This is a genomic window from Blautia sp. RTP21359st1_E11_RTP21359_211015, from assembly GCF_040910705.1.
In the GTDB taxonomy this organism is placed as follows: Bacteria; Bacillota; Clostridia; order Lachnospirales; family Lachnospiraceae; genus Blautia_A; species Blautia_A fusiformis.
On the sequence record NZ_JBDGAB010000023.1, the window covers coordinates 25236 to 46756 of the forward strand.

General features: G+C 46.1%; 18 protein-coding genes, 1 tRNA gene, 1 other RNA gene and 1 pseudogene. 16 read left to right on the plus strand and 5 right to left on the minus strand.

Translation table 11 applies throughout. From position 1 onward, the window contains the following. Window positions 1–11 precede the first annotated feature (11 nt). Entirely contained in the window at window positions 12–1391 is a 1380-nt protein-coding gene (murC, locus tag AB5026_RS09695) for a UDP-N-acetylmuramate--L-alanine ligase (RefSeq protein ID WP_021652856.1), read from the minus strand. A gap of 313 nt (window positions 1392–1704) precedes the next feature. On the opposite strand from murC, the gene AB5026_RS09700 reads away from it, so the two are divergent. The 4 genes from AB5026_RS09700 to AB5026_RS09715 all read left to right on the plus strand — a co-directional run bounded on the left by AB5026_RS09700 (window position 1705) and on the right by AB5026_RS09715 (window position 6109). Further along, a complete protein-coding gene (locus AB5026_RS09700) occupies window positions 1705–2982 on the plus strand; it encodes a glucose-1-phosphate adenylyltransferase (protein ID WP_110102765.1) in 1278 nt (425 codons plus the stop codon). Beyond that, window positions 2979–4100, plus strand: coding sequence for a glucose-1-phosphate adenylyltransferase subunit GlgD (gene glgD, locus AB5026_RS09705; protein ID WP_021652857.1), 1122 nt, complete (start codon window positions 2979–2981; stop codon window positions 4098–4100). Before AB5026_RS09700 ends, glgD begins: the two co-directional genes overlap by 4 nt. A gap of 57 nt (window positions 4101–4157) precedes the next feature. Further along, the gene (spoVG, locus tag AB5026_RS09710; protein ID WP_173722319.1) at window positions 4158–4454 is read left to right on the plus strand and encodes a septation regulator SpoVG; all 297 of its coding nucleotides are present in this window, start codon (window positions 4158–4160) and stop codon (window positions 4452–4454) included. A gap of 266 nt (window positions 4455–4720) precedes the next feature. After that, entirely contained in the window at window positions 4721–6109 is a 1389-nt protein-coding gene (locus AB5026_RS09715; protein ID WP_021652858.1) for a hypothetical protein, read from the plus strand. 155 nt (window positions 6110–6264) lie between these two features. On the opposite strand, the gene pduB is transcribed toward AB5026_RS09715, so the two are convergent. After that, entirely contained in the window at window positions 6265–6981 is a 717-nt protein-coding gene (pduB, locus tag AB5026_RS09720) for a microcompartment protein PduB (RefSeq protein ID WP_044962320.1), read from the minus strand. 283 nt (window positions 6982–7264) lie between these two features. Here pduB and AB5026_RS09725 point away from each other — a divergent pair, with 283 nt between their 5' ends. The 5 genes from AB5026_RS09725 to AB5026_RS09745 all read left to right on the plus strand — a co-directional run bounded on the left by AB5026_RS09725 (window position 7265) and on the right by AB5026_RS09745 (window position 13727). Further along, window positions 7265–7816 carry a biotin transporter BioY gene (locus AB5026_RS09725; RefSeq protein ID WP_368213232.1) on the plus strand — a complete coding sequence of 184 codons (552 nt, stop codon included), beginning with the start codon at window positions 7265–7267 and terminating at the stop codon, window positions 7814–7816. Next, the gene (locus tag AB5026_RS09730; protein WP_021652861.1) at window positions 7806–8246 is read left to right on the plus strand and encodes a DUF1284 domain-containing protein; all 441 of its coding nucleotides are present in this window, start codon (window positions 7806–7808) and stop codon (window positions 8244–8246) included. Before AB5026_RS09725 ends, AB5026_RS09730 begins: the two co-directional genes overlap by 11 nt. Window positions 8247–8650: 404 nt before the next feature. Then, window positions 8651–12157, plus strand: a complete 3507-nt coding sequence (locus AB5026_RS09735; protein ID WP_368213233.1) for an Ig-like domain-containing protein — start codon at window positions 8651–8653, stop codon at window positions 12155–12157. A gap of 209 nt (window positions 12158–12366) precedes the next feature. Continuing rightward, a tRNA-Pro gene (locus AB5026_RS09740) sits at window positions 12367–12440 on the plus strand. 135 nt (window positions 12441–12575) lie between these two features. Further along, the gene (locus tag AB5026_RS09745; protein ID WP_178818103.1) at window positions 12576–13727 is read left to right on the plus strand and encodes a DUF6128 domain-containing protein; all 1152 of its coding nucleotides are present in this window, start codon (window positions 12576–12578) and stop codon (window positions 13725–13727) included. A gap of 55 nt (window positions 13728–13782) precedes the next feature. Here the strand turns inward: AB5026_RS09745 and AB5026_RS09750 are convergent, their stop codons facing one another. Next, the gene (locus AB5026_RS09750) at window positions 13783–14478 is read right to left on the minus strand and encodes an anaerobic ribonucleoside-triphosphate reductase activating protein (protein ID WP_173740031.1); all 696 of its coding nucleotides are present in this window, start codon (window positions 14476–14478) and stop codon (window positions 13783–13785) included. A gap of 163 nt (window positions 14479–14641) precedes the next feature. Between AB5026_RS09750 and AB5026_RS09755 the strand changes: the two are divergent. From AB5026_RS09755 to AB5026_RS09765, 3 genes and pseudogenes are all read left to right on the plus strand, one after another. Next, window positions 14642–14830, plus strand: a pseudogene (locus tag AB5026_RS09755) (family 1 glycosylhydrolase); the annotation flags it as partial. Window positions 14831–15133: 303 nt separating this feature from the next. Continuing rightward, window positions 15134–15694, plus strand: coding sequence for a tRNA adenosine(34) deaminase TadA (gene tadA, locus AB5026_RS09760; protein WP_227574179.1), 561 nt, complete (start codon window positions 15134–15136; stop codon window positions 15692–15694). Window positions 15695–15816: 122 nt separating this feature from the next. Next, complete coding sequence (locus tag AB5026_RS09765; protein ID WP_022426683.1) at window positions 15817–16254, plus strand: GatB/YqeY domain-containing protein; 438 nt, start codon at window positions 15817–15819, stop codon at window positions 16252–16254. A gap of 94 nt (window positions 16255–16348) precedes the next feature. Here AB5026_RS09765 and ffs read toward each other — a convergent pair. Together ffs and AB5026_RS09775 are read right to left on the minus strand one after the other, a co-directional pair. Further along, window positions 16349–16610: signal recognition particle sRNA large type (gene ffs, locus AB5026_RS09770), an RNA gene on the minus strand. 53 nt (window positions 16611–16663) lie between these two features. Then, a complete protein-coding gene (locus tag AB5026_RS09775) occupies window positions 16664–17425 on the minus strand; it encodes a hypothetical protein (protein WP_147603228.1) in 762 nt (253 codons plus the stop codon). Window positions 17426–17715: 290 nt separating this feature from the next. Here AB5026_RS09775 and AB5026_RS09780 point away from each other — a divergent pair, with 290 nt between their 5' ends. The 4 genes from AB5026_RS09780 to recR all read left to right on the plus strand — a co-directional run bounded on the left by AB5026_RS09780 (window position 17716) and on the right by recR (window position 21475). Further along, window positions 17716–18798: a 6-phosphofructokinase gene (locus AB5026_RS09780; RefSeq protein WP_021977972.1), complete on the plus strand. Its 1083-nt coding sequence runs from the start codon at window positions 17716–17718 to the stop codon at window positions 18796–18798. A gap of 70 nt (window positions 18799–18868) precedes the next feature. Continuing rightward, on the plus strand, window positions 18869–20491 hold the full coding sequence (gene dnaX / locus AB5026_RS09785; RefSeq protein ID WP_092072216.1) for a DNA polymerase III subunit gamma/tau: 1623 nt from the start codon (window positions 18869–18871) through the stop codon (window positions 20489–20491). A 31-nt stretch (window positions 20492–20522) separates the two neighbouring features. Beyond that, window positions 20523–20879: a YbaB/EbfC family nucleoid-associated protein gene (locus AB5026_RS09790; protein WP_015525666.1), complete on the plus strand. Its 357-nt coding sequence runs from the start codon at window positions 20523–20525 to the stop codon at window positions 20877–20879. After that, complete coding sequence (gene recR / locus AB5026_RS09795; protein WP_015525667.1) at window positions 20879–21475, plus strand: recombination mediator RecR; 597 nt, start codon at window positions 20879–20881, stop codon at window positions 21473–21475. The genes AB5026_RS09790 and recR overlap by 1 nt, the downstream gene beginning before the upstream one ends. Window positions 21476–21521 lie beyond the last annotated feature (46 nt).

Consider the following 21521-nt stretch of genomic DNA (forward strand, 5'->3'; position numbering starts at 1 on the left):
AATGTGGATAATTATTTTCCGAGAAGGTGTTCTCCAATATTTACAACGTCTCCGGCGCCCATAGTTATCAACAAATCACCATGTGCACAACTTTTTAAGAGGAAGCTCTCGATCTCATCAAAAGTCGGGAAATATTCGCAGGGGGTTCCAAGTTCCTGAATCTGTTTCTGGAGATCCTGGGAAGAAATACCAAGATTGTCTGTTTCACGTGCGGCATAAATATCAGCCAGTACAACATGATCGGCCAGAGTCAGCGCTTTTGCAAATTCCGGAAGAAGAGCTTTGGTACGTGTGTAGGTATGAGGCTGGAATACACACCATACCTTCTGATGCGGATAATTCTTTGCAGCATGAAGGGTTGCCTCGATCTCGGTTGGATGATGCGCGTAATCATCAATGATGGTGATACCGCCGATCTCACCTTTATACTGGAAACGCCGGTCTGTACCGGTAAAGCTTCCGAGACCTTTGACGATCACATCATCCGGAAGGTCCAGAAGGCGTCCTACGGCAATGGCGGCCAGTGCATTGGATACGTTGTGGATACCCGGTACACGCAGATAATAGCTGCCGATCTTTTTGCCCCGGAAGAGAACGGAGAAGGAAGGATGTCCGTATTTATCCCAGGTAATGTCTGCTGCGGTGTAATCGGCATCGTGCTCCAGACCATAGGTAAGAACATTGCATGGAAGCTCCCGGGTGATCGTCTCATACTCCGGTGTGTCGGCGTTGATGATCAGAGTACCGTCAGCAGGGAGAAGCTCTGCAAATTTCCGGAAGGAATGGCGGATGTCATCGATGTCCTTGAAGAAATCCAGATGATCGGCATCCATGTTCAGGATCACACTGATCTTAGGGAAGAAGCTTAAAAAGCTGTTGGTGTATTCGCATGCCTCTGTGATAAAGGTCTCAGAATTTCCAACGCGGATGTTTCCGTGGATAGCAGGAAGGATTCCGCCAACACTGATGGTAGGATCACAGTCACCCTCAAGAAGGATATGGGAAACCATGGAAGTAGTAGTGGTTTTTCCGTGGGTTCCGGAAATTGCGATCGGTGTATCGTAGTTCCGCATGATCTGTCCCAGAAGCTCTGCGCGGGTGAGCATTGGAAGCCCTTTTTCTTTCGCACAGGCAAATTCCGGGTTGTCCGGGTGGATCGCTGCTGTATAGACAACCACATCTACATCATCCTTGATGTTGGAAGCGCGCTGTCCGTAATAGATCACAGCGCCACGTTCTTCCAGTGTGCGGGTCAGCGGGCTGGATTTGGCATCGGAACCGGAAATCCGGAAATTTTCTTCCAGAAGGATCTCGGCAAGGCCGCTCATGCTGATGCCTCCGATCCCGATGAAATGAATATGGAGCGGTTTATGAAAGTCTATCTGATACATAATAATCTCCTTATATATATGTTATTTTCGTAGCTCTTTTGTCTGTTTTATTATAACGCCAACAGAAACAATTGAAAAGTGGTTCTTTTGGCTAAAAAAGCGGTTTTTTCCGGAATATAAAAGTAACCAGAAAATAACATCGAAAAATGTTGAAAATTACCAGAGGAATGAAAAAAATGATGAGTCTTACCAATTTATAATATACAATAGCGATAAAAAAAGTAAAATACAGCTAAAATAATTGTAAAAAATGTTCACTAATACAGTAAAGTATGCTATAATGGAATAATCATAACATACAAGAGGTGATCGCATGATTAAGAAAGAGATGATTGCCATGCTCTTGGCCGGTGGGCAAGGCAGCAGGTTAGGAGTTTTGACAGAAAAGGTTGCAAAGCCGGCAGTCGCTTTTGGTGGTAAATATCGTATCATCGATTTTCCACTGAGCAATTGTATTAACTCGGGAATTGACACGGTGGGTGTGCTGACACAGTACCAGCCTCTCCGCCTGAATACACATATCGGTATCGGTATTCCGTGGGATCTTGACCGCAATGAAGGCGGTGTCACAGTCCTTCCTCCGTATGAGAAGAGCACAAGCAGTGAATGGTACACAGGAACTGCCAATGCGATCTATCAGAATCTGGCTTATATGGAGCAGTATAACCCGGATTATGTACTGATCCTTTCCGGTGACCATATCTATAAGATGGATTACGAAGTGATGCTGGATTTCCACAAGGCGAACAAGGCAGATATTACGATCGCGTGTATGCCGGTTCCCATTGAGGAAGCCAGCCGTTTTGGTATTATGGTTACTGATGAGAGCAGCCGTATTACTGAGTTTGAGGAGAAGCCGGAGCATCCAAGCAGCAATCTTGCATCCATGGGTATCTATATTTTCTCATGGCCGGTTCTGAAGGAAGCACTGATCGCCCTGAAGGATCAGAATGGCTGTGACTTCGGTAAACATATCCTTCCGTACTGTAAAGAGAAGGGGCAGCGTCTTTTTGCTTATGAGTACAACGGCTACTGGAAAGATGTAGGAACTCTTGGTTCTTACTGGGAAGCAAATATGGAGCTGATCGATATCATTCCGGAGTTTAATCTTTATGAGGAATTCTGGAGGATCTACACCAAGGGAGATGTGATCCCGCCACAGTATATTTCCGCAGATGCAGTTGTGGACAAGTGTATCATCGGTGAGGGAACAGAAATCTATGGGGAAGTACATAATTCAGTGATCGGTCCGAATGTTATCATCGGCAAGGGCAGTGTGATCCGTGATTCTATTATCATGAAGAATACAGCAGTTGGTGAGAACGTTGTTATGGATAAAGCCATCGTGGCAGAAGATGTTGTCATCGGAAATAATGTTGTGATCGGATGCGGCGAGGAGGTACCGAATGTTCTGAAACCGGCTGTATATTCCTTTGGACTTGTGGCTATCGGCGAAAACAGCGTGATTCCGGACGGTGTCAAAATCGGTAAGAATACCGCTATCGCCGGTGTTACAACAAAAGAAGACTACCCTGACGGAGAACTGGCAGCCGGCCAGGTAATTGCAGCAAAGGACGGTGGGAAAGAATGAGAGCGATAGGTATTATTTTGGCAGGCGGTAATAATAACCGCATGAGAGAATTATCAAACAAAAGAGCAATCGCGGCAATGCCTATTGCAGGAAGTTACCGCGCGATCGACTTTGCCCTCAGCAACATGGCAAATTCACATATCCAGAAGGTTGCTGTGCTGACACAGTATAATGCCCGTTCCCTTAATGAGCATTTAAGTTCATCCAAATGGTGGGATTTCGGAAGAAAACAGGGAGGACTTTATGTCTTTACTCCAACCATTACCAGAGATAACAGCTTATGGTATCAGGGTACTGCAGATGCGATCTATCAGAACCTGAGCTTTTTAAAGAACAGTCATGAACCCTATGCGGTGATCGCTTCCGGCGATGGAATCTACAAGCTGGATTACAATAAAGTCCTGGAGTATCATATCGCAAAGCGGGCAGATGTTACCGTTGTATGTACTACATGCAAGGATCAGAGCCAGGTTGAGAGATTTGGTGTTCTTCGCATGAATGAGGACTGTCGGATCGAGGAATTTGAGGAGAAACCGATCGTTTCCTCCTATAATACGGTATCTACTGGTATCTATGTCATCCGAAGAAGGCAGCTGATCGAACTGATCGAGCGTGCTGCCCAGGAAGGAAGGCATGATTTTGTAAATGATATTCTTATCCGTTACAAAAATCTGAAGAGGATTTACGGATATAAGATCGATAACTACTGGAATAATATCTCTACTGCAGAGGCTTATTATCAGACAAATATGGATTTCCTGAAACCGGAGATCCGGAACTATTTCTTCAAACAGGAGCCGGCGATCAAAACCAAGATCGCAGATGTACCTCCTGCTAAGTACAATCCGGGTGCAACTGTGAAGAACAGTCTGGTGTCCAGCGGATGTATCATCAACGGAACTGTGGAGAATTCTGTTCTGTTCCGTGATGTATTTGTAGGAAATAACTGTGTGATCAAAAACTCTGTGATCCTTAATGACGTATATCTTGGAGATAATACGCATATTGAGAATTGCATTGTTGAGAGCCGGGATACCATCCGGGCGAATTCATATTACTGCGGCGAAGAAGGAGAAGTGAAGATCGTCGTAGAGAAAAACGAACGCTACGTATTATAAATGCGGAAGATCAGTTTTCCGCAGATACGGTTAGCGAAATGAAAGGGGCAAGTAGCAATGAATATTACAGATGTACGTGTGAGGAAGGTAGCAAAAGAAGGGAAAATGAAGGCCGTTGTGTCTGTCACAATAGATGATGAGTTTGTGGTACATGACATCAAGGTGATCGAAGGCGAGAAGGGGCTGTTCATCGCAATGCCAAGCCGTAAGGCAAGCGACGGTGAATATCGTGACATCGCACATCCGATCAATTCAGCAACAAGAGAGCAGATCCAGACGATCATCCTGGGCAAGTATCAGGAAGTAATGGCTGAGGAAGCTGAGAATGAGGTTCTTATGGAGGCTGCGGAGTAAGAGAAGCAGCTTCAGGGGGGATTACATCAGAGAAGTATTCTCGTAGCTGATGATCTTTGGATTGAAACAGCATAGAATAAAAACTGCCGTTTTACAGATAAATCTGTGAGAGGGCAGTTTTTTTGTGCTCCGGAAAACAAAAAAAACGCTTTTCAGTTCATAAAAATTTAAATTATTACGTATTTGTTACAGAAATAAAATAAAATTATTGCTTTTTATGAAAAATGTGTTATACTAGAATCCATGAAAGGACGAAAGGTGTTTATATGAAGAATAGAAAAGTTTTCACATTACTGCTTACAGGTATGCTGACCCTTTCCATGGGAAGCACCGTATATGCATCAGGTACAGACGCTGCGATCGCAGAGGCACAGGCGGAGAAACAGGCCGCTGAGGAGGGTCTTGCGCAGGTACAGAGCAGCATCGGCACACTGGAGAGCAAGAAGCAGGAGCTGGAGAGCTATCTGGCTGATTTAAACGCACAGTATGAGGATCTTACCAACAGCATTTCTGAGCTTAGTATTCAGGCTGCTGAGAAGGAAGATGAATTAAATAAAGTAAAAAAAGAACTGAAAAAAGCAAAGAAAGCTTCTGCAGATCAGTATGAATCCATGAAGCTTCGAATCGCATATATGTATGAAAATGCCGGAACTTCCGCACTGGAGACACTGCTTTCTTCCGAAAGCCTTGCAGAATTCCTCAATCGCGCGGAGAATGCGATCCAGATTTCTACATACGATAGAGACATGCTGGATAAATATGTGAGTCTTCAGAAGAATATCCAGGAAAATGAGAAAAAGGTTGAGACGGAGTCCGCAGAGATCGATGATCTGATGACGGAGCGTGCAGCCAAACAGCAGGAAGTGCAGTCCATGGCTTCCAGCACAAGCGATGATATTAACTCTTATGTAAACCAGATCAGCGCCAGCCAGGAAGAGGCGCAGCAGCTGATGGCAGATATCAGTAATGCAGACAGCAGTATTACCGCTCTGGTACAGCAGGCAGAGGCGGAGAAGGCTGCAGAAGAGAAAGCTAAGGCTGAAGCGGCAGCAGAGGCTGAGAGACAGGCAGCAGAAGCGGCAGCCCAGGAAGAAGCCGATCAGGATAACGAGGACAGTGAAGAGGCTGATTCTGACGATGATTACGGCTATGATCCGGAGGAGGATACAACCGAGTCTTCCAGCAGCTCTACAAGTACAGACATTGTTGTAGAGGAGGAAGAGGAAGCGGATGATGTACAGTCCGGAAGTTCCGAAGATGTTTCCGAGGACAGCTCCCAGGAGGAGGTTTCTGAGGAGGTTTCCAATGATGAGACAGCTTCCGAGGAGACGGAAGATGCCTCTGCGGATACGTCCGATTCCGGTTCTTCCAGTCAGGGAACATATCTTGGAAACTTTACACTGACCGCATACTGCAACTGTGCACAGTGCTGCGGTACAGCCGGCAATCTTACCGCCAGCGGAACAGTTCCGACAGCAGGACGTACCGTTGCTATGGCGGGTGTTCCGTTTGGGACCAAGCTTCTGATCAACGGCACTGTTTATACGGTAGAGGATCTGGGAACTCCTTACGGACATGTGGATATCTATTGTGGAAGCCATTCTGAGGCATTAAGCTTCGGACTTCAGTCTGCAGATGTATATCAGGTGGGCTGATCCGGAAAAATCCAGAGGAGAATATTTAAGAGAAATACAGCGCTGCAGGATCGTATGCTGATCCTTGCAGCGCTGCTTTTGTATGCATGACGCAGATATGTGTTTCGTGAAGTGTAGTGTGTGGAAATTCACAAATTTCCTGCAATCCGGAGATTTTACAGATACGGCGTACCCGGGATCTCCGGATAGGTTCCCATACCGATGAGAAGCTCAAGGCCTGTCTGACGGCCTTCCAGTACAGCAGCTTTTACAGCACTGGCATCACCGGAGATGGCGATGATCACTTCATTGGAATGACTGGTACCGATATTCGGAGTCATATATTGTGTAATGGATACTGCTGCGGATTTCACGGCATTATCTGCCATTACAAGACCGATAGCAGCCGGAGAACCTGCCATGAAACCAAATGCTTCACCCAGAGGTGTGCCGAAGGCTTTATGGATAGCAGGACCTGCACTTGCGGAAAAAGCAAACTCCAGGTGGCCGGATTCGCTGATGTAGACCTCACCTGCATATTTGTTAGTCAGTTCCAGAGCCAGAGAAATGGCGTGACGCACGTCGGATACATCATTTCCGCCAAGGACGATATAGTTTCCATGACCGCCCCAGCCCTTGGTGTCTCTTGGAAGTTCAATGGAAAGGACTTCTGTATTTGTGGCTTTTACTGCATCGTCAATAGCTGTGATCTGGCCGGCAGCGCCTGTTCGGGAACTGAAAAGCCCCAGACAGTGGTATTGGGTACCTACGTTCATCTTTTTAAGCAGAGAATCATCAACTCCGGAGATCACGAGTCCGATTGTGTCAAGGACTGCGGTCCCTACAAATTCAGTCCGTGTGCAGTTGGTGCTGATGTTATGAATATCGTGTATATCCATGTGGAAAAATCCCCCTTTTTGCTGAAAACTCATTGGTTTCAGTATAGCATCAGAGAGGGAAATTTGAAAGTGAAAATTGACAATATCATTTGTAAATGGCAGGTTTACATAGTAGTAAACGGCATTGTAAAATGTAAACTAAAAAATAAAATTAAGTTGACATCCAAATTCTGCTGTGTTAAATTGTTAACAGCGAAAGAGCGGATATCATTTATAAAGGACAGGAATGATCTTCCGACAGGAAAAGCAGAAAAGGAAAGAAAGGATACAGATTATTATGACAACAGTGGCAGCAGGCAGAAGCAAGACGTATGATCTTGTTTACAGTGCAGTTTTTGCAGTAGTGATGGCAGTTTGCTCATGGATTTCCATTCCGGCACAGGTACCGTTTACTCTGCAGACATTCGGAGTATTTATGGCAGTTGGTGTGCTTGGAGGAAAAAGAGGAACTCTGGCAGTTCTGGTTTACGTTCTTCTTGGAGCAGTAGGAGTTCCGGTTTTTGCAGGATTTTCCGGAGGCATTGGAGCTCTTCTCGGAAATGCAGGTGGATATATCATTGGATTTATCTTTTCCGCACTTGTTATGTGGGCAATTGAGCACGTTTTTGGCAGAAAGCCGGTTGTTCAGATCATTTCCATGGTCGTTGGACTGATCGTATGCTATGCCTTTGGAACCGCATGGTTTATGTTTGCCTACACAAGAAGCACAGGTCCGGTAGGCCTTATGGCAGTTCTTGGCTGGTGTGTGTTCCCGTTTATCATTCCGGATCTTATCAAGATCGCACTGGCTTATGTTTTATCAGGAAAGGTACGTAAATATGCAAGATAAAAGCAGTGCTGCGGCATATGCTTCTGATGAGGGCACAGAGGAAATAGTCATTCCTCTGCGCCCTCATCATGGCATGTGCCTGGCGTATTTTAAGGGGGAAGGCTACAGTAACGGTTTTACTGCACATATGGCCGAGATGCTGAAGATTTTTCTGGAGGGAAAGAAAATAAGGCTTCATGTGGATACGGATGAGATCTGCTCTGCCTGTCCGAATAATCTGGGCGGACATTGTGAAACCGGAGATAAAGTGGCAGAGTATGACAATGCCGTGCTGGAAAAATGTGGACTGAAGGCCGGACAGACATTGCACTTCAGCGAATTTACAAAAAAAGTCCAGGAAAAAATCCTTGCGATGGATAAACGTAAGGAAATCTGTGGAAACTGCCAGTGGAACAGTATCTGCGAAGAACAGAAGAGCCGCTGGGCATAAAAGAAAGCAAAAATATAGAAATATAAAAAAGTATATGATCTGAGAATGCCGGAGGAAATGGCAATGGCTGTTGCATTTCCTGAAATGATGTCTTGGAATATATACTTTTTTTGTTTGAAATATTAGATAATAATATAAATATTTTGAAAACAATTTTTAGTTGAGAAAAAAACAACAATAACCGTGAGGCTTTTTTGCCAGATATGTATAGACAAATAATTTAAGCATTGATAAAATGACGATATGTTAGTTTAGACAAACTAAAGCGTGCTTGACAGAGCACTTCTGCAGAAACTGACATATGTTGAATATTCTGCAGAAGAAATTTCAATTAACCAGAGCAGCTGTAAGGTCATGATCTGGTATAAAGTCGTGTAATATAAAAGACAAAGAGGAGGACAGGTATGCATAAGTGGAAGCTTTTTAAGAAGTCAGCTGCACTCGTTCTGAGTTCAGCGGTGATCGCGTCAGGAGCGCCGGTAACGGCAATGGCGTCTGAGGCGGAAGTTTTTAGTGACGTGTCAGAAGAAACACAAGGAGAGACAGCACAGGAAGAAGGAGAGAACGAGGATCAGGAGTCGGTTTCCCAGGACCAGCTGGAAGTTGGTGAAGCTGATATTCAGTCGGAAGAGCCGGAAGAAAGTGATGCAGAAGCTATTCAGGAAGAAGTAGCAGAAATTTCAGCAGAAGAGATTCAACAGGAAGAGGAACCGCAGATCCAGGAGGATACAGAAGAGGCATTCGGTGATGGAGAAGCATTTATGGCAGAAGCAGGCGAGGTTCTTCAGGATGCTTCTGAGATCACTGTTGCAGGAGTGAAATATCTCTGGTCCATGCAGCCGGCAGAGGGATATACACAGATAGGAACAACAGGCGTTTATGTAAAAGTGGCAGATGGACAGACCGCTCTGAACGGAAAACTGTACGGAACGACAACTTTAAGTTATTCGGAATTTTATGCCGGGGATACCACTCAGGAGAGCTATGACGCTATCACTTCGGCAACAACGAGTAAAAATCAGATTTTTGTTAATGAGGACAGCACAGAGGTGACCTCTTCCGGATATCAGATCCAAGGTGTGAAGAATGTAAGTGTTGCAGTGGACGCGGAAACCTATGTAGATGCACAGGCGCTGAAAGCTGCTTCCAAGCTTCCGAGAGAGGGTGTCTATACAGAGGCAGCAGATATTACATTGAATGAAGCGCCGTCACAGGAAACAGGACAGTATAAAACTCTGAATACAGACGGAACATACAGTGCAACAAAATTCGATGTAAAAGCAACAGTCACAGATGCATCTGCCCAGATCCAGGCACCATCGATCTGGGGCGATTACATGCTGGTGGTAAAAGAAGCCAGCACAAAATATCTCCGCAATTCCAGGCAGGGTGATTTTGCCGTAGGTGGAAATACACTGGGAGTGATCCTTGAAACTGCCAGTGGTAAGAAGGTAGGACTTCGTCATACCTATGAAATCTGGGTACAGCCCTACGAACTTGCGTTTTCAGCAGGATCCGGGCTTATCGGGGAAAAAATTTCAAAGGTGACTTATATTACTCCGGACGGCTCCTATGTATATGAGTTCGGAGACAAAGCTCCTCTTGTAAAAAAACAGCCTGAAGCAGGAATGAAGGTACAGGCAGCTTTTGTAAAAGAAAATACAACCCAGGTTAAAGTTGATGATCTTGACAAATATGAAAACCCTAAGGTTTCCGTATACTACACAACAGGAAGTGGCCATGGTAAAAAGACAACGTATGTTGTAGATCATGCAGTGGCAGAGAATGGGGTGGTAACCTTTGACAGCAGTGTAGCCAGGGCCGGGGATGAGATCTACACGGTTATGATCTCAAGCGACAATTATGTGGATATGACAAAAAATATCACACTGACAGGCCAGCCGATCACGGTTTCCAATGTTTCCTATTACTGGGTAAAGGGAGCGGTGGATGGATATACACAGATTCCGGGAACAGATATTTATTATAAGGTGGCAAATGGACATCAGGCACTGACAGGAACACTTTACGGTACGGCATCTCTGTCATACGAGGAATTTTATGCGGGAGATGCAACGAGCCGCAAGTATGATTCCGTTACATCTGCCACAACCAGAAAAAGTACTGTTTTCGGAAATGCAGATGTTCAGAATCTGACAGAAAATGGCTATGAGATCGCAGGAGTAAAAAAGGTTAATGTAGCTACAGATGCAAAAACGTATGTAGAGGCGCAGATCCTTTCAGAAGCGGGAGAACTTCCGGAAAGCGGAGTATATACAGAAGCAGCAGGGATCACCCTGGGACGTACTCCGACGGTAGAGCCTGGGCAGTATAAAACACTGAATACAGATGGAACATACAGTGCTACAAAATTTAATGTAAAAGCAACTGTGACAGATGCGGAGGCAACACTCAAAACATCTTCTCGCTGGGGAGATTATGAGATTGATGTAAAAGAAACCAGCACAAAATATCTCCGCAATACAAAGAGTGATTCCGATTTTGCAGTTAACTCCGGGATTCAGGGAATGATCCTGGAAACAACAGACGGCGGAAAATATGGCATGCGTCATATGAACGAGATGTGGCTGAAGGTGTATAAGGTTGCCTTTGCAAAAGATACAGGTCTTGAGGGAAAAACCGTAAACAAGATCACGTACATTATGGCAGACGGCGCGTATGTATATGAATTTGCAGATGGTATTTATGTTAAACCGCAGGCAACAGAAGAGATGGCTGTTTCTCCGGAATTTACGGACAGCACCCATGTTAAGCTTGCAAATCTTGATAAATACAAAAATCCGAAGGTATCTGTTTTCTATACAACAGGTGTCGGACATGCTTCAATGACAACATATCTTGTACAGGATGCAGTAACTACAGATGGAGTGGTTGCTCTGGATTCCACTGTAGCGAGACCGGAAAATGAAACCTATACAGTAAGAGTTTCCAGTGATGGTCATGCAGATGTTTCTGTTCAGCTGGTGTATGGAACGATTGCTTTTAAAGAAAATTCAGGAGTTCTTTATATCGGAAGCTCCAGACAGCTTGAAGCAACAGGCGAGAATTGCAAGGATGTAACATACGCTTCCGATAATGAAACGGTTGCATCTGTGGACGAGAACGGAAAAGTAACTGCGAAAGCAGCAGGAACAGCCGTGATCACAGCAACATCTGCAGCAGGAAAAACTGCACAGTACAAGCTTACTGTAAAAACGCCATCTGTAAAACTGAATGCATCAGCGAAGACGCTTTATGTAAAAGGATCTCCAGCTACAGTGACGCTGAAAGCAACGACCGCAGGTGTTACCGGAAAAGTAACCTATACAAGCAGTAAACCATCTGTTGTAGCTGTAGCCGCAAATGGAAAGGTAACTGCAAAGGCGGCAGGTACAGCTGTGATCACAGCGAAATGCGGAAATTATAAAGCAACCTGCAAGATCACAGTTAAGAAGCCGTCTGTAAAAGCTTCGGCTTCAGCGAAGACTGTATTTGTGGGTGGAACAAGCCAGATCAAAGTGAAAAAAACAGGCGTTAGCGGAAAAGTTACTTATACAAGCAGTAATAAATCCGTTGCAGTGGTAAGCGCAGGCGGAAAAGTAACAGCAAAAAAAGCAGGAACAGCTACAATTACAGTAAAATGCGGAAGCTACAAAGCAACCTGCAGGATCACAGTAAAAAAAGGTAGCCTGAAGATCACATCCAAAACAGCTGTAAGTGTAAAAGCAAAGAAAACAACAGCCATCAAGGCAGTTGCTACTTCAAAGGCAAAGATCACCTACAGAAGCAGCAATACAAAAGTTGCTACTGTAAGCAGCAAAGGTGTTGTTAAAGGTGTGAAAAAAGGAAAAGCTGTTATCTATGTAAGCAGCAACGGAATCACAAAAAAGGTAACAGTTACAGTGAAATAAGCATATATTTCACTTGAATATACTTGATATGTTATAAAGAACCTTTCCCAAAACTGCTTCGGGTCTGCGAAAATGCATGCCCGAAGCAGGAAAAAAGAAAAAATTCGATTTTTTTGAAAAATTTTAATTTTTTCTATTGACAAAGTACAGAAACTCTAATATAATAGCTCTTGCAGTTGAGCAACACACAAACAACTGAAACAGAATAACGAAGCGTGGCTCAGTTTGGTAGAGCGCTGCGTTCGGGACGCAGAGGTCGCAGGTTCAAATCCTGTCGCTTCGACTAACAGCTTGAGAATCCCTTGGTTGAGGGGTTCTTTTTTATGTTTGTACATCCTGGAGCTTTTTTCAGTTGATGGAATGATTTCTCTCGATCTTCATATATATTAACGAAACCGAAATACCGGAGGGACGTGCGTTGGCTGGATATCAGCGTTTTGTTGCGTATGTGTACGAGTATCGGAAAGGAAAAAAAGATGGCAGCAGCGGTTATGTGAGGGTGGAGGCCAGAGATAGGAAATGCCGTGTGGAGGTTCATCTGCGCTGCGTTGGACTGGAGCCTGGAAGTCGGTGCAGAGTGTATGGGTTTGTGCGGCAGGAAGGGCTGATGGATGGTATTTTGATCGGAAACTGTGTTACCGGGCGGGAACGGATCGAGTGCGCACTGGAGACGGATACAGGGGATATTGGAGGCATGGGAAAAAGTCTTCAGGAGCTTGGAGGACTGCTTCTGATCTCCGATGCCGGCGGATTCTGGGGAACGGAATGGGATGATCAGCCGATCCGGCCGGAGAATTTCCGCGAGTGGAAGAAAAAAGAAACGGAATCTCGGAAGGAAACGGAGAAAACAGGAACGGAATATCAGAAGGCGGCGGAGAAAAAAGGCAGAGAGCGGGAAGAAAAGGAAGAAGAAAATCAAAAAGATGGAACCTTGCCAGAAGTGCAGGAAAATCAGAAGGAGTCAGATAGGATCATGACGGTGGAGGAGATTCAGGAGGATGTATTAAAGACATCGGAAACCGGAAATTCATATCAGGCTCCCGGTCCGCATCCGCCGGAGCCACCGCGACCAGGCCAGCCGTCACCGCATCCGCCGGAACCACCACGACCAGATCAGCCGTCACCGCATCCGCCGGAACTACCACGGCCAGGCCAGCCGTCACCGCATCCGCCGGAACTATCACGGCCAGGCCAGCCGTCACCGCATCCGCCGAAACCATCGCGACCGGAGCCATCTCGTCCACTTCCGGGAATACCCTGTGATGATCCCTTTAACGACGGCTATTTCACAGACTGCCGCAAGATCAAACCATCGGACTGCAGTGCCTTATGCAGAAAAAACGGCTGTTTCTGCAGCAACCGTTTTGTCATGTACGGATATCAGAATTTCGGCCATCTTCTGCTGTGCAGAAATCCCCGGGGACAGTACATACTGGGAGTGCCCGGCGGATACAGTCAGCAGGAACGGTTTATGGCCAATATGTTTGGCTTTCCCTACTTTAAGGAATGTCCGGATATTCATATCCCAGGCGGAAAGGGAGGATACTGGTACTGTTTTATTAACATCTGATCAGAAAAATTTTGGCATCCATGCAGATAATCAAACAGTTTTGCAAATCCGCAGATCACAGCTCCATACCACGAATTTCTACTACCGGGATCGTCTGAGACAGGATATCCCGGTAGTTTTTCATTTCTTCCTCGGAGCAGGCAGAGAATCCCGGTATCAGAACTCCGTCGGAATCCCGGTAAGCCTGGAGATAATAAGCTTTTGCGCCGCTTAACCACCGGCTGATCTCCTGAAAATCTTTTTCGGAATGAAGTTCCCTCACAACTGTTGTACGAAATTCATAATCAAGGTGTCCGTCCAGCAGCCATCCGGCAGTTTCCCGGATCCCATTCAGATCAGCATGTACACCGGTAAGCACATGATAGTTGGAAGGACAGGCCTTGATATCCATGGCAACCTTGTTGATCAGGTCAGCTGCTGCGAGATTTTTTACCACGGAGGGGCGGGAACCGTTGGTATCGAGCTTCACATCATAGCCCAGCTCCCTGATCCTGCTGAGAAATTCCGGCAGCTCCGGTGCAAGTGTGGGTTCACCGCCGGAAATACAGACGCCATCGAGAATCCCCTTTCTTTTTTTTAGAAAAGCCAGGATTTCCTCCTGGGAATATTCAGGCTGGGTGTCAGGCTCCACGACAAGAGCTCCATTCTGGCAGAATGGGCAGCGGAAGTTGCAGCCGCCTAAGAATATGGTACAGGCTACCCTTCCCGGATAATCCAGCAGGGTTGTTTTGTTAAATCCACATATTTTCATAGGAAAATCCCCTTGTTTCTCTTATTTATGATACTACAAGCATACTCTCCCCCGAAAAAAGCTGCAAGCCTTTTTAACCGAAGCAAGTAAGTTTCCTGCGGAGTTGCGAAAAGCAGTAAGCAGAGATGGGGACTTGCTCATGGAAGAAAAAAACATATAATTTATGGGCTACACCTCCTGGGGCTGCATTGACCTTGTCAGTGCATCTACAGCAGAGCTGAAAAAACGTTACGGCTACATCTACGTGGACCGCAACGACGACGGAACAGGTACACGGAACCGTTATAAGAAAAAATCCTTCTATTGGTATAAAGATGTGATCGCTACCAATGGTGAGTCACTTCACAAATAATCTGGCTGCTTGACTTTCCGGAAAAAAGCAGATATAATGCATTCATTGACGCAGACAATGGAGTTCTCGAGAGCTTCCGTTGTCTGCGTTTTTCTGTCATACAATAAGAAAACGCTGCAGAAATTAGTGTGGAAATTTCTGTGGCGTTTTTGGCTGTGTGCGAATATCTGTTTTGCAGCAGATTGACATGGAATATTTGAAAAGTTATAATCGAACGGACAGAAGGCTGAGAGCAGTCTTAGTATGAACAGATAGAATTCCGGAGCTTTTTCCGGAATGTGAAGTTACAGGAGGAGTAAAAACGTGACAGATCAGGAACGTTTTATGAAAGAGGCGATCCGCCAGGCAAAAAAGGCCCGTGCATTGGAGGAAGTGCCGATCGGCTGCGTGATCGTGCATGAGGGAAAGATCATAGCCAGAGGCTACAATCGCCGCAATACAGATAAAAATACCTTATCTCATGCAGAGCTTAATGCTATCCGAAAGGCAAGTAAAAAGCTGGGAGACTGGCGTCTGGAGGGATGCACCATGTATGTAACGCTGGAGCCTTGTCAGATGTGTTCCGGTGCACTGGTACAGTCCAGAATCGATGAGGTGGTGATCGGCTGTATGAACCCGAAAGCAGGCTGTGCCGGATCTGTGATGAATCTTCTTCAGATCGAAGGCTTTAATCATCAGGTAAAGATCACAGAAGGGGTATTGGAAGAGGAATGCTCCGAAATGCTTTCCACATTTTTCAGGGAACTGCGGGAGAAAAAGAAGCAGGCAAAAATCCTGAAGAAGCAGGAAGCAGAGCGCCTTGCCGGGCAGACACAGTCAGAGAGAGCGGAACAGAACGAAAAATCCCGGGAGATTTACTCTTGACAGAATCCTGTGAAAATATCAAAATAAAATCATAAATGGATTTCACTATTACAGACAGAAAATCCATTCAGGTCAAACGAAAGTCGTTGATACAGGAACGACAGAAAATGGAGGAACAAAAAATGGAACTTGAAGCTTTAAGAAAAGACATGGTAGCAGCAATGAAGGCCAAAGATAAGGTAACAAAGGAAGCAGTTTCCGCACTGATCGCAGCAGTAAAAAAAGCTGCCATTGATGAGGGATGCCGTGATGACATCAAAGGAGAGCTTGTAGACAAAGTTATCCTGAAAGAGCTGAAAACAGCAAAAGAGCAGATCGACACCTGCCCTGCAGAACGTACAGATCTGAAAGAGGAGTATCAGGCAAGATATGATATCATTGCGAAATATGCTCCGAAGCAGATGGATGAAGCAGAGATCAAGGCTTATATCGAGGAGAAATTTGCAGATGTTCTGGCAACAGGAAATAAAGGCCAGATCATGAAGGCAGTTATGGGAGATCTGAAGGGAAAGGCAGACGGCAAGCTGATCAATCAGGTAGTTGCCGGATATTGTAAATAAAATAATAGTACAAAAAATCCCGCCGGATCAGTCATAAATGACAGACCCGGCGGGAATGCTGTTTATATAGAGATCATATATTATAACCTTTTTTACGCGCGCCGCACCTCGGAATGGTCTCACAGACGTTACCTTTACAGTTAACTCAGCCCAGGCACCCTCACGGCACACAAGAGCTTCTGCTTAGTGCTGCTGCATTCCTGCCCTGACACGGTTCACAGATTCCTGTTGCGTAAGACCCAGACGTCAACGCCACTTATAAAGGGCTGCTCTGCAAGATACAAGCCTCAGATTGGCATCACCCCTGCTGTAGCGGATTGCAGGTACAGGGCACCGCTATCTCCCCGGCTGCGCGGAATTTAATTATAGACTCTGAAACCAGATTTGTCAAGGTACAGACCGAAATAAATCAGTTCATATTAAGTGTACAGTACTGTACCGCCCCGTTTTTGGTGTTGCGAAGGGTGAAGCTGATATAGGCGGACTGTTTCGCGGAAAGGTTTCCGATACGGAGCGTGGAAGAAGAAGCCCCGCTGTTAGGGGCGTTGTAATTGGTACTATACTGTGTATGGGTCCGGTTGTTGTTGAAAGAAACGCCTGTGATCTTCCAGCCATTTGCAGCGGTGCATTTCATGACAGCATTCTTCTGTGTCTTGTTGGCGTAACGAAAGGCGTTATGGCCGGAGCTTTTGAATTTTGCGGCAAGGTTGCCTTTTACACCTGTGATGGAGACGGATTTCAACGGGTTGACATAACGAAGCACCTTGATGGTGGAAGTATAGGTTTTGTTTCCGACCTTGAAGGAAATCTTTCCGGTTCCGGGCTTTTTAACGGCAAAACCGATATTGTAGAAACGATCGGAGTGCGTGTACGGTTTTGCACCCTTGCGGAAAGCCTCCGTGGTACTTTTGAAGCTGCTGGAACCGAAGGAGTCCAGTGCGATCACAGATCCTCCGCTGACTACTTTAACATTGGATTTGAGAATGCTCTGTTTAGCAGGAATATTGCTGATCGAGATCTCATCGTATCCCAGGTCCTTTCCGGATGTGGGCATATAAACGATCCGGGTTTTGGAATAATTGATCGCTGCACTGGCGGCGAGAGGAGTCATGGCGCATACCATGGCTGCGGCTAATAAAGCGCAGGATAGCTTTTTGAGGAATTTTTTCATAGGACTCTCCTTTCTAGATGAAAATTTTCTGTAAACATACGAAAGTTACTGATAATTTTATTTTACGATGTGATACAGGTAAAGTCAATCAATACACTCGCTGTTTTCGTGCTTTTTTGGCTATTGTACACTGCCTGAAAATGCTTTATAATATTATACTGTGTAAAACTCTGTGAAAAGAGAGGATACAGTAGTTGTTCTGCAGAAATACGTCAGGTGGAATATCTGTCTTATATGCAGACAGCAACAAATAAAATGTGCACATAAGAGGGCACAGAATGGAGGACGCTATGATTAAAAGAATCGGTCTGCTGACAAGCGGTGGTGACTGTCAGGCACTGAACGCAACCATGAGAGGCGTTGTAAAGGGTCTGAGCAACAGCGTTGAGAACCTTGAGGTTTATGGATTTGATGACGGATATAAGGGACTGATCTACGGGAAATACCGTATGCTTACAGCCAGGGACTTTTCCGGAATCCTGACTCAGGGCGGAACTATTCTCGGAACATCCAGACAGCCATTCAAACTGATGCGGGTTCCGGATGAGAAGGGACTGGATAAGGTTGAGGCCATGAAACAGACTTACTATAAGCTCTGTCTTGACTGTCTTGTGATCCTCGGCGGAAACGGAACGCAGAAAACCGCCAATCTTCTCCGCGAGGAAGGCCTGAATATCATCCATCTTCCGAAGACCATTGATAATGATATCTGGGGTACAGATATGACCTTTGGCTTCCAGAGCGCTCTGGAGATCGCAACAAATGCCATTGACTGCATCCATACAACAGCTGCATCTCATGGACGTGTATTTATTGTTGAGATCATGGGACATAAGGTCGGAAGCCTTACACTGAATGCCGGTGTTGCAGGCGGAGCAGATGTGATCCTGATCCCGGAGATCCCATACGATATCAATAAGGTTGTAGAAGCCATCCAGAAGCGTAACAAGGCAGGCAAGCGTTTTACCATTCTTGCAGTAGCTGAGGGAGCTATCTCAAAAGAAGATGCAGAGCTTCCGAAGAAAAAATACAAAGAAAAGCTTGCGGAAAGAGCGAAGAAATATCCGTCTGTATCCTATGAGATCGCAGACCAGATCCAGCAGGTGACCGGAAGTGAGGTACGTATCACAGTTCCGGGACATATGCAGCGAGGCGGAGAGCCATGTGCATATGACCGCGTTCTTTCCACAAGGATCGGTGCCGGTGCAGCGCAGGCGATCATGGATGAGGAATACGGTGTTATGATCGGTGTCATCAACGGCAAGATCAAGAGGGTTCCTCTTGCTGAATGCGCAGGCAAGCTGAAGATGGTATCTCCAAAGGATCAGCTTGTAAAAGCAGCCAAACAGATCGGAATCAGTTTTGGCGATTAATGAATTATGAGTCATCTGGCCGCCGCGGGAGTCTTTCCGCGGCGACTGTGGCGAAGAGAAGGAGAGTTTTATGAGTTATACTGCTCTTTACCGTAAATTTCGTCCCGACAATTTTGACGATGTAAAAGGACAGGATCATATTGTGACAACACTGACCAACCAGATCAAGGCGAACCGTATCGGACACGCATACCTGTTCTGCGGAACGCGTGGTACCGGAAAAACTACGGTTGCAAAGATCCTGGCGAAGGCAGTAAACTGTGAACATCCTGTAAATGGCAGCCCCTGCAATGAATGTGCCATGTGCAAGGCCATTCAGGCGGGAACTGCCATGAATGTGATCGAGATCGATGCAGCCTCCAACAACGGTGTTGATAACATCCGTGAGATCCGTGAGGAAGTGGCTTATCGTCCAACAGAGGGTAAATACAAGGTTTATATCATCGATGAGGTGCATATGCTCTCAACAGGTGCATTTAATGCTCTTCTGAAAACATTGGAGGAGCCGCCTTCTTATGTTATTTTTATCCTGGCGACTACAGAGGCCCACAAGATACCGATCACAATACTGTCCAGATGTCAGCGCTATGACTTTCACCGGATATCCATTGATACCATTGCTGCCAGACTTTCCGAGCTTCTGACAGCAGAAGGGGTGGAAGCAGAGGAGAAGGCTGTACGCTATGTGGCAAAAAAAGGCGACGGGTCCATGCGAGATGCCCTGAGTCTTCTGGATCAGTGTATTTCCTTTTATCTGGGACAGGTGCTTACTTATGATAAAGTCCTGGATGTTCTGGGAGCTGTGGATACAGAGGTATTCAGTAGGCTTCTCCGAAAGGTTCTTTCCGGCGATGTGACAGGTTCCATCCATGTGCTGGAGGACCTGATCACAGGCGGCCGGGAGCTGGGACAGTTTGTATCAGATTTTACCTGGTATATGCGAAATCTTCTGCTTGTGAAGACTTCCGAAAATCCGGAGGAAGCCATTGATGTTTCTTCTGAGAATCTGAAGCTTCTGAAGGAAGAGAGCGGGATGACAGATGTGGAGACGCTGATGCGTTACATTCGTATTTTTTCCGATCTGTCCAATCAGATCCGTTTTGCAAGCCAGAAGCGTGTATTGGTGGAAATCGCACTGATTAAGCTGTGCAGACCGGCCATGGAGACAAATCTAGACTCTGTTCTTGACAGGCTTCGTGTCCTGGAAAAGCAGATGGAGGAACGGCCTGTGCAGCAGGTGATCGTTCGGGAGAGCGAGGCCGGTGGAGCCGGGGAACCGGGGGCGGCAGTGACCGGTACAGCAACGGTACAGCAGCAGAAACCACAGAAGGCAGCTCCTGAGGATCTTCAGAAGATCGTGGCAGGCTGGCGTGCCATCGTGGGTCAGACTACCGGACTTTTCAAGCAGTCCCTGCAGCGTGCAGTCCCCAAGTATAACGGAGAAACAGGAGATCCCATCCTTTATGTGGAATTCCAGGATTTTCTGGGGATGAATTATGTAGACAATCCGGAGGCGAAGAAAGAGCTTCAGGACATTATTGCTGCCCGGACAGGCAAAAGCGTGGAGATACATATGCTGGTAGCCAACAAACATCAGCACACCAATCTCGCGCAGATCACAGTAGACGATGCACTTCGGGAGAATATCCACATGGATATCGTAGTGGAAGAAGACCCGGATGAGGAGTCATAAATCCGTAAACAAAAAACAGGAGGAAAGTATTATGGCAAAAAGAGGTGGATTTCCTGGCATGGGTATGCCGGGAAACATGAATAATCTTATGAAACAGGCGCAGAAAATGCAGCGTCAGATGGAAGAAAACCAGAAAGCTCTTGAGGAAAAAGAGTTTACAGCAACAGTAGGCGGCGGAGCTGTTTCCGTTACAGTTTCCGGTAAACGTGAAATAACAAAGGTCACACTTTCCGAGGAAGCGGTAGATCCGGATGATATCGAGATGCTTGAGGACATGATCGCGGCAGCAACAAATGAGGCGCTCCGTCAGGTTGAGTCCGAGTCAGCAGCAGTGATGTCCAAACTCACAGGTGGCCTTGGCGGTCTTGGCGGAGGTCTTCCTTTCTGATGGAATATTACAGCAGCCATATCAATAAACTTATTGAGCAGCTTTCCCATCTTCCGGGGATCGGAGCCAAATCTGCCCAGCGTCTTGCATTTCATATCATGAATATGCCGAAGGACCAGGTGGAGCAGCTGACCGCCTCCATTACCGATGCAAGGCAGAATGTTCAGTACTGTAAGTGCTGTTACACGCTGACAGATCAGGAGCTTTGTCCGATCTGCGCCAATCCCAAAAGGGATCACAGCACGATCATGGTGGTTGAGAATACCAGGGATCTGGCAGCATATGAGAAAACAGGTAAATTTGACGGTGTATATCATGTACTTCATGGTGCGATTTCCCCGATGCTTGGGATCGGGCCGGATGATATCAAACTGAAGGAACTGATGAAGCGCCTTCAGGGGGATGTAAAGGAAGTTATTGTGGCAACCAATTCCAGTCTTGAAGGCGAAACGACAGCTATGTACATCAGTAAGCTGATCAAACCGACCGGGATCAAAGTAAGCCGTATCGCCAGCGGAGTTCCGGTGGGCGGTGATCTGGAGTATATTGATGAGGTGACACTTCTCCGGGCACTGGAAGGAAGAGTGGAACTATAACCGGATCAGGTGAAAAATTCCCTGAGGGATTGCAAAAAGTGATAAG

Coding starts and splice junctions, on each gene's coding strand:
- AB5026_RS09715 (WP_021652858.1), top strand. CDS start 4,721: ATGAAGAATAGAAAAGTTTTCACATTACTGCTTACAGGTATGCTGACC.
- AB5026_RS09790 (WP_015525666.1), top strand. CDS start 20,523: ATGGCAAAAAGAGGTGGATTTCCTGGCATGGGTATGCCGGGAAACATG.
- glgD (WP_021652857.1), top strand. CDS start 2,979: ATGAGAGCGATAGGTATTATTTTGGCAGGCGGTAATAATAACCGCATG.
- AB5026_RS09765 (WP_022426683.1), top strand. CDS start 15,817: ATGGAACTTGAAGCTTTAAGAAAAGACATGGTAGCAGCAATGAAGGCC.
- AB5026_RS09780 (WP_021977972.1), top strand. CDS start 17,716: ATGATTAAAAGAATCGGTCTGCTGACAAGCGGTGGTGACTGTCAGGCA.
- AB5026_RS09725 (WP_368213232.1), top strand. CDS start 7,265: ATGACAACAGTGGCAGCAGGCAGAAGCAAGACGTATGATCTTGTTTAC.
- recR (WP_015525667.1), top strand. CDS start 20,879: ATGGAATATTACAGCAGCCATATCAATAAACTTATTGAGCAGCTTTCC.
- AB5026_RS09730 (WP_021652861.1), top strand. CDS start 7,806: ATGCAAGATAAAAGCAGTGCTGCGGCATATGCTTCTGATGAGGGCACA.
- spoVG (WP_173722319.1), top strand. CDS start 4,158: ATGAATATTACAGATGTACGTGTGAGGAAGGTAGCAAAAGAAGGGAAA.
- AB5026_RS09750 (WP_173740031.1), bottom strand. CDS start 14,478: ATGAAAATATGTGGATTTAACAAAACAACCCTGCTGGATTATCCGGGA.
- AB5026_RS09735 (WP_368213233.1), top strand. CDS start 8,651: ATGCATAAGTGGAAGCTTTTTAAGAAGTCAGCTGCACTCGTTCTGAGT.
- murC (WP_021652856.1), bottom strand. CDS start 1,391: ATGTATCAGATAGACTTTCATAAACCGCTCCATATTCATTTCATCGGG.
- AB5026_RS09775 (WP_147603228.1), bottom strand. CDS start 17,425: ATGAAAAAATTCCTCAAAAAGCTATCCTGCGCTTTATTAGCCGCAGCC.
- AB5026_RS09700 (WP_110102765.1), top strand. CDS start 1,705: ATGATTAAGAAAGAGATGATTGCCATGCTCTTGGCCGGTGGGCAAGGC.
- dnaX (WP_092072216.1), top strand. CDS start 18,869: ATGAGTTATACTGCTCTTTACCGTAAATTTCGTCCCGACAATTTTGAC.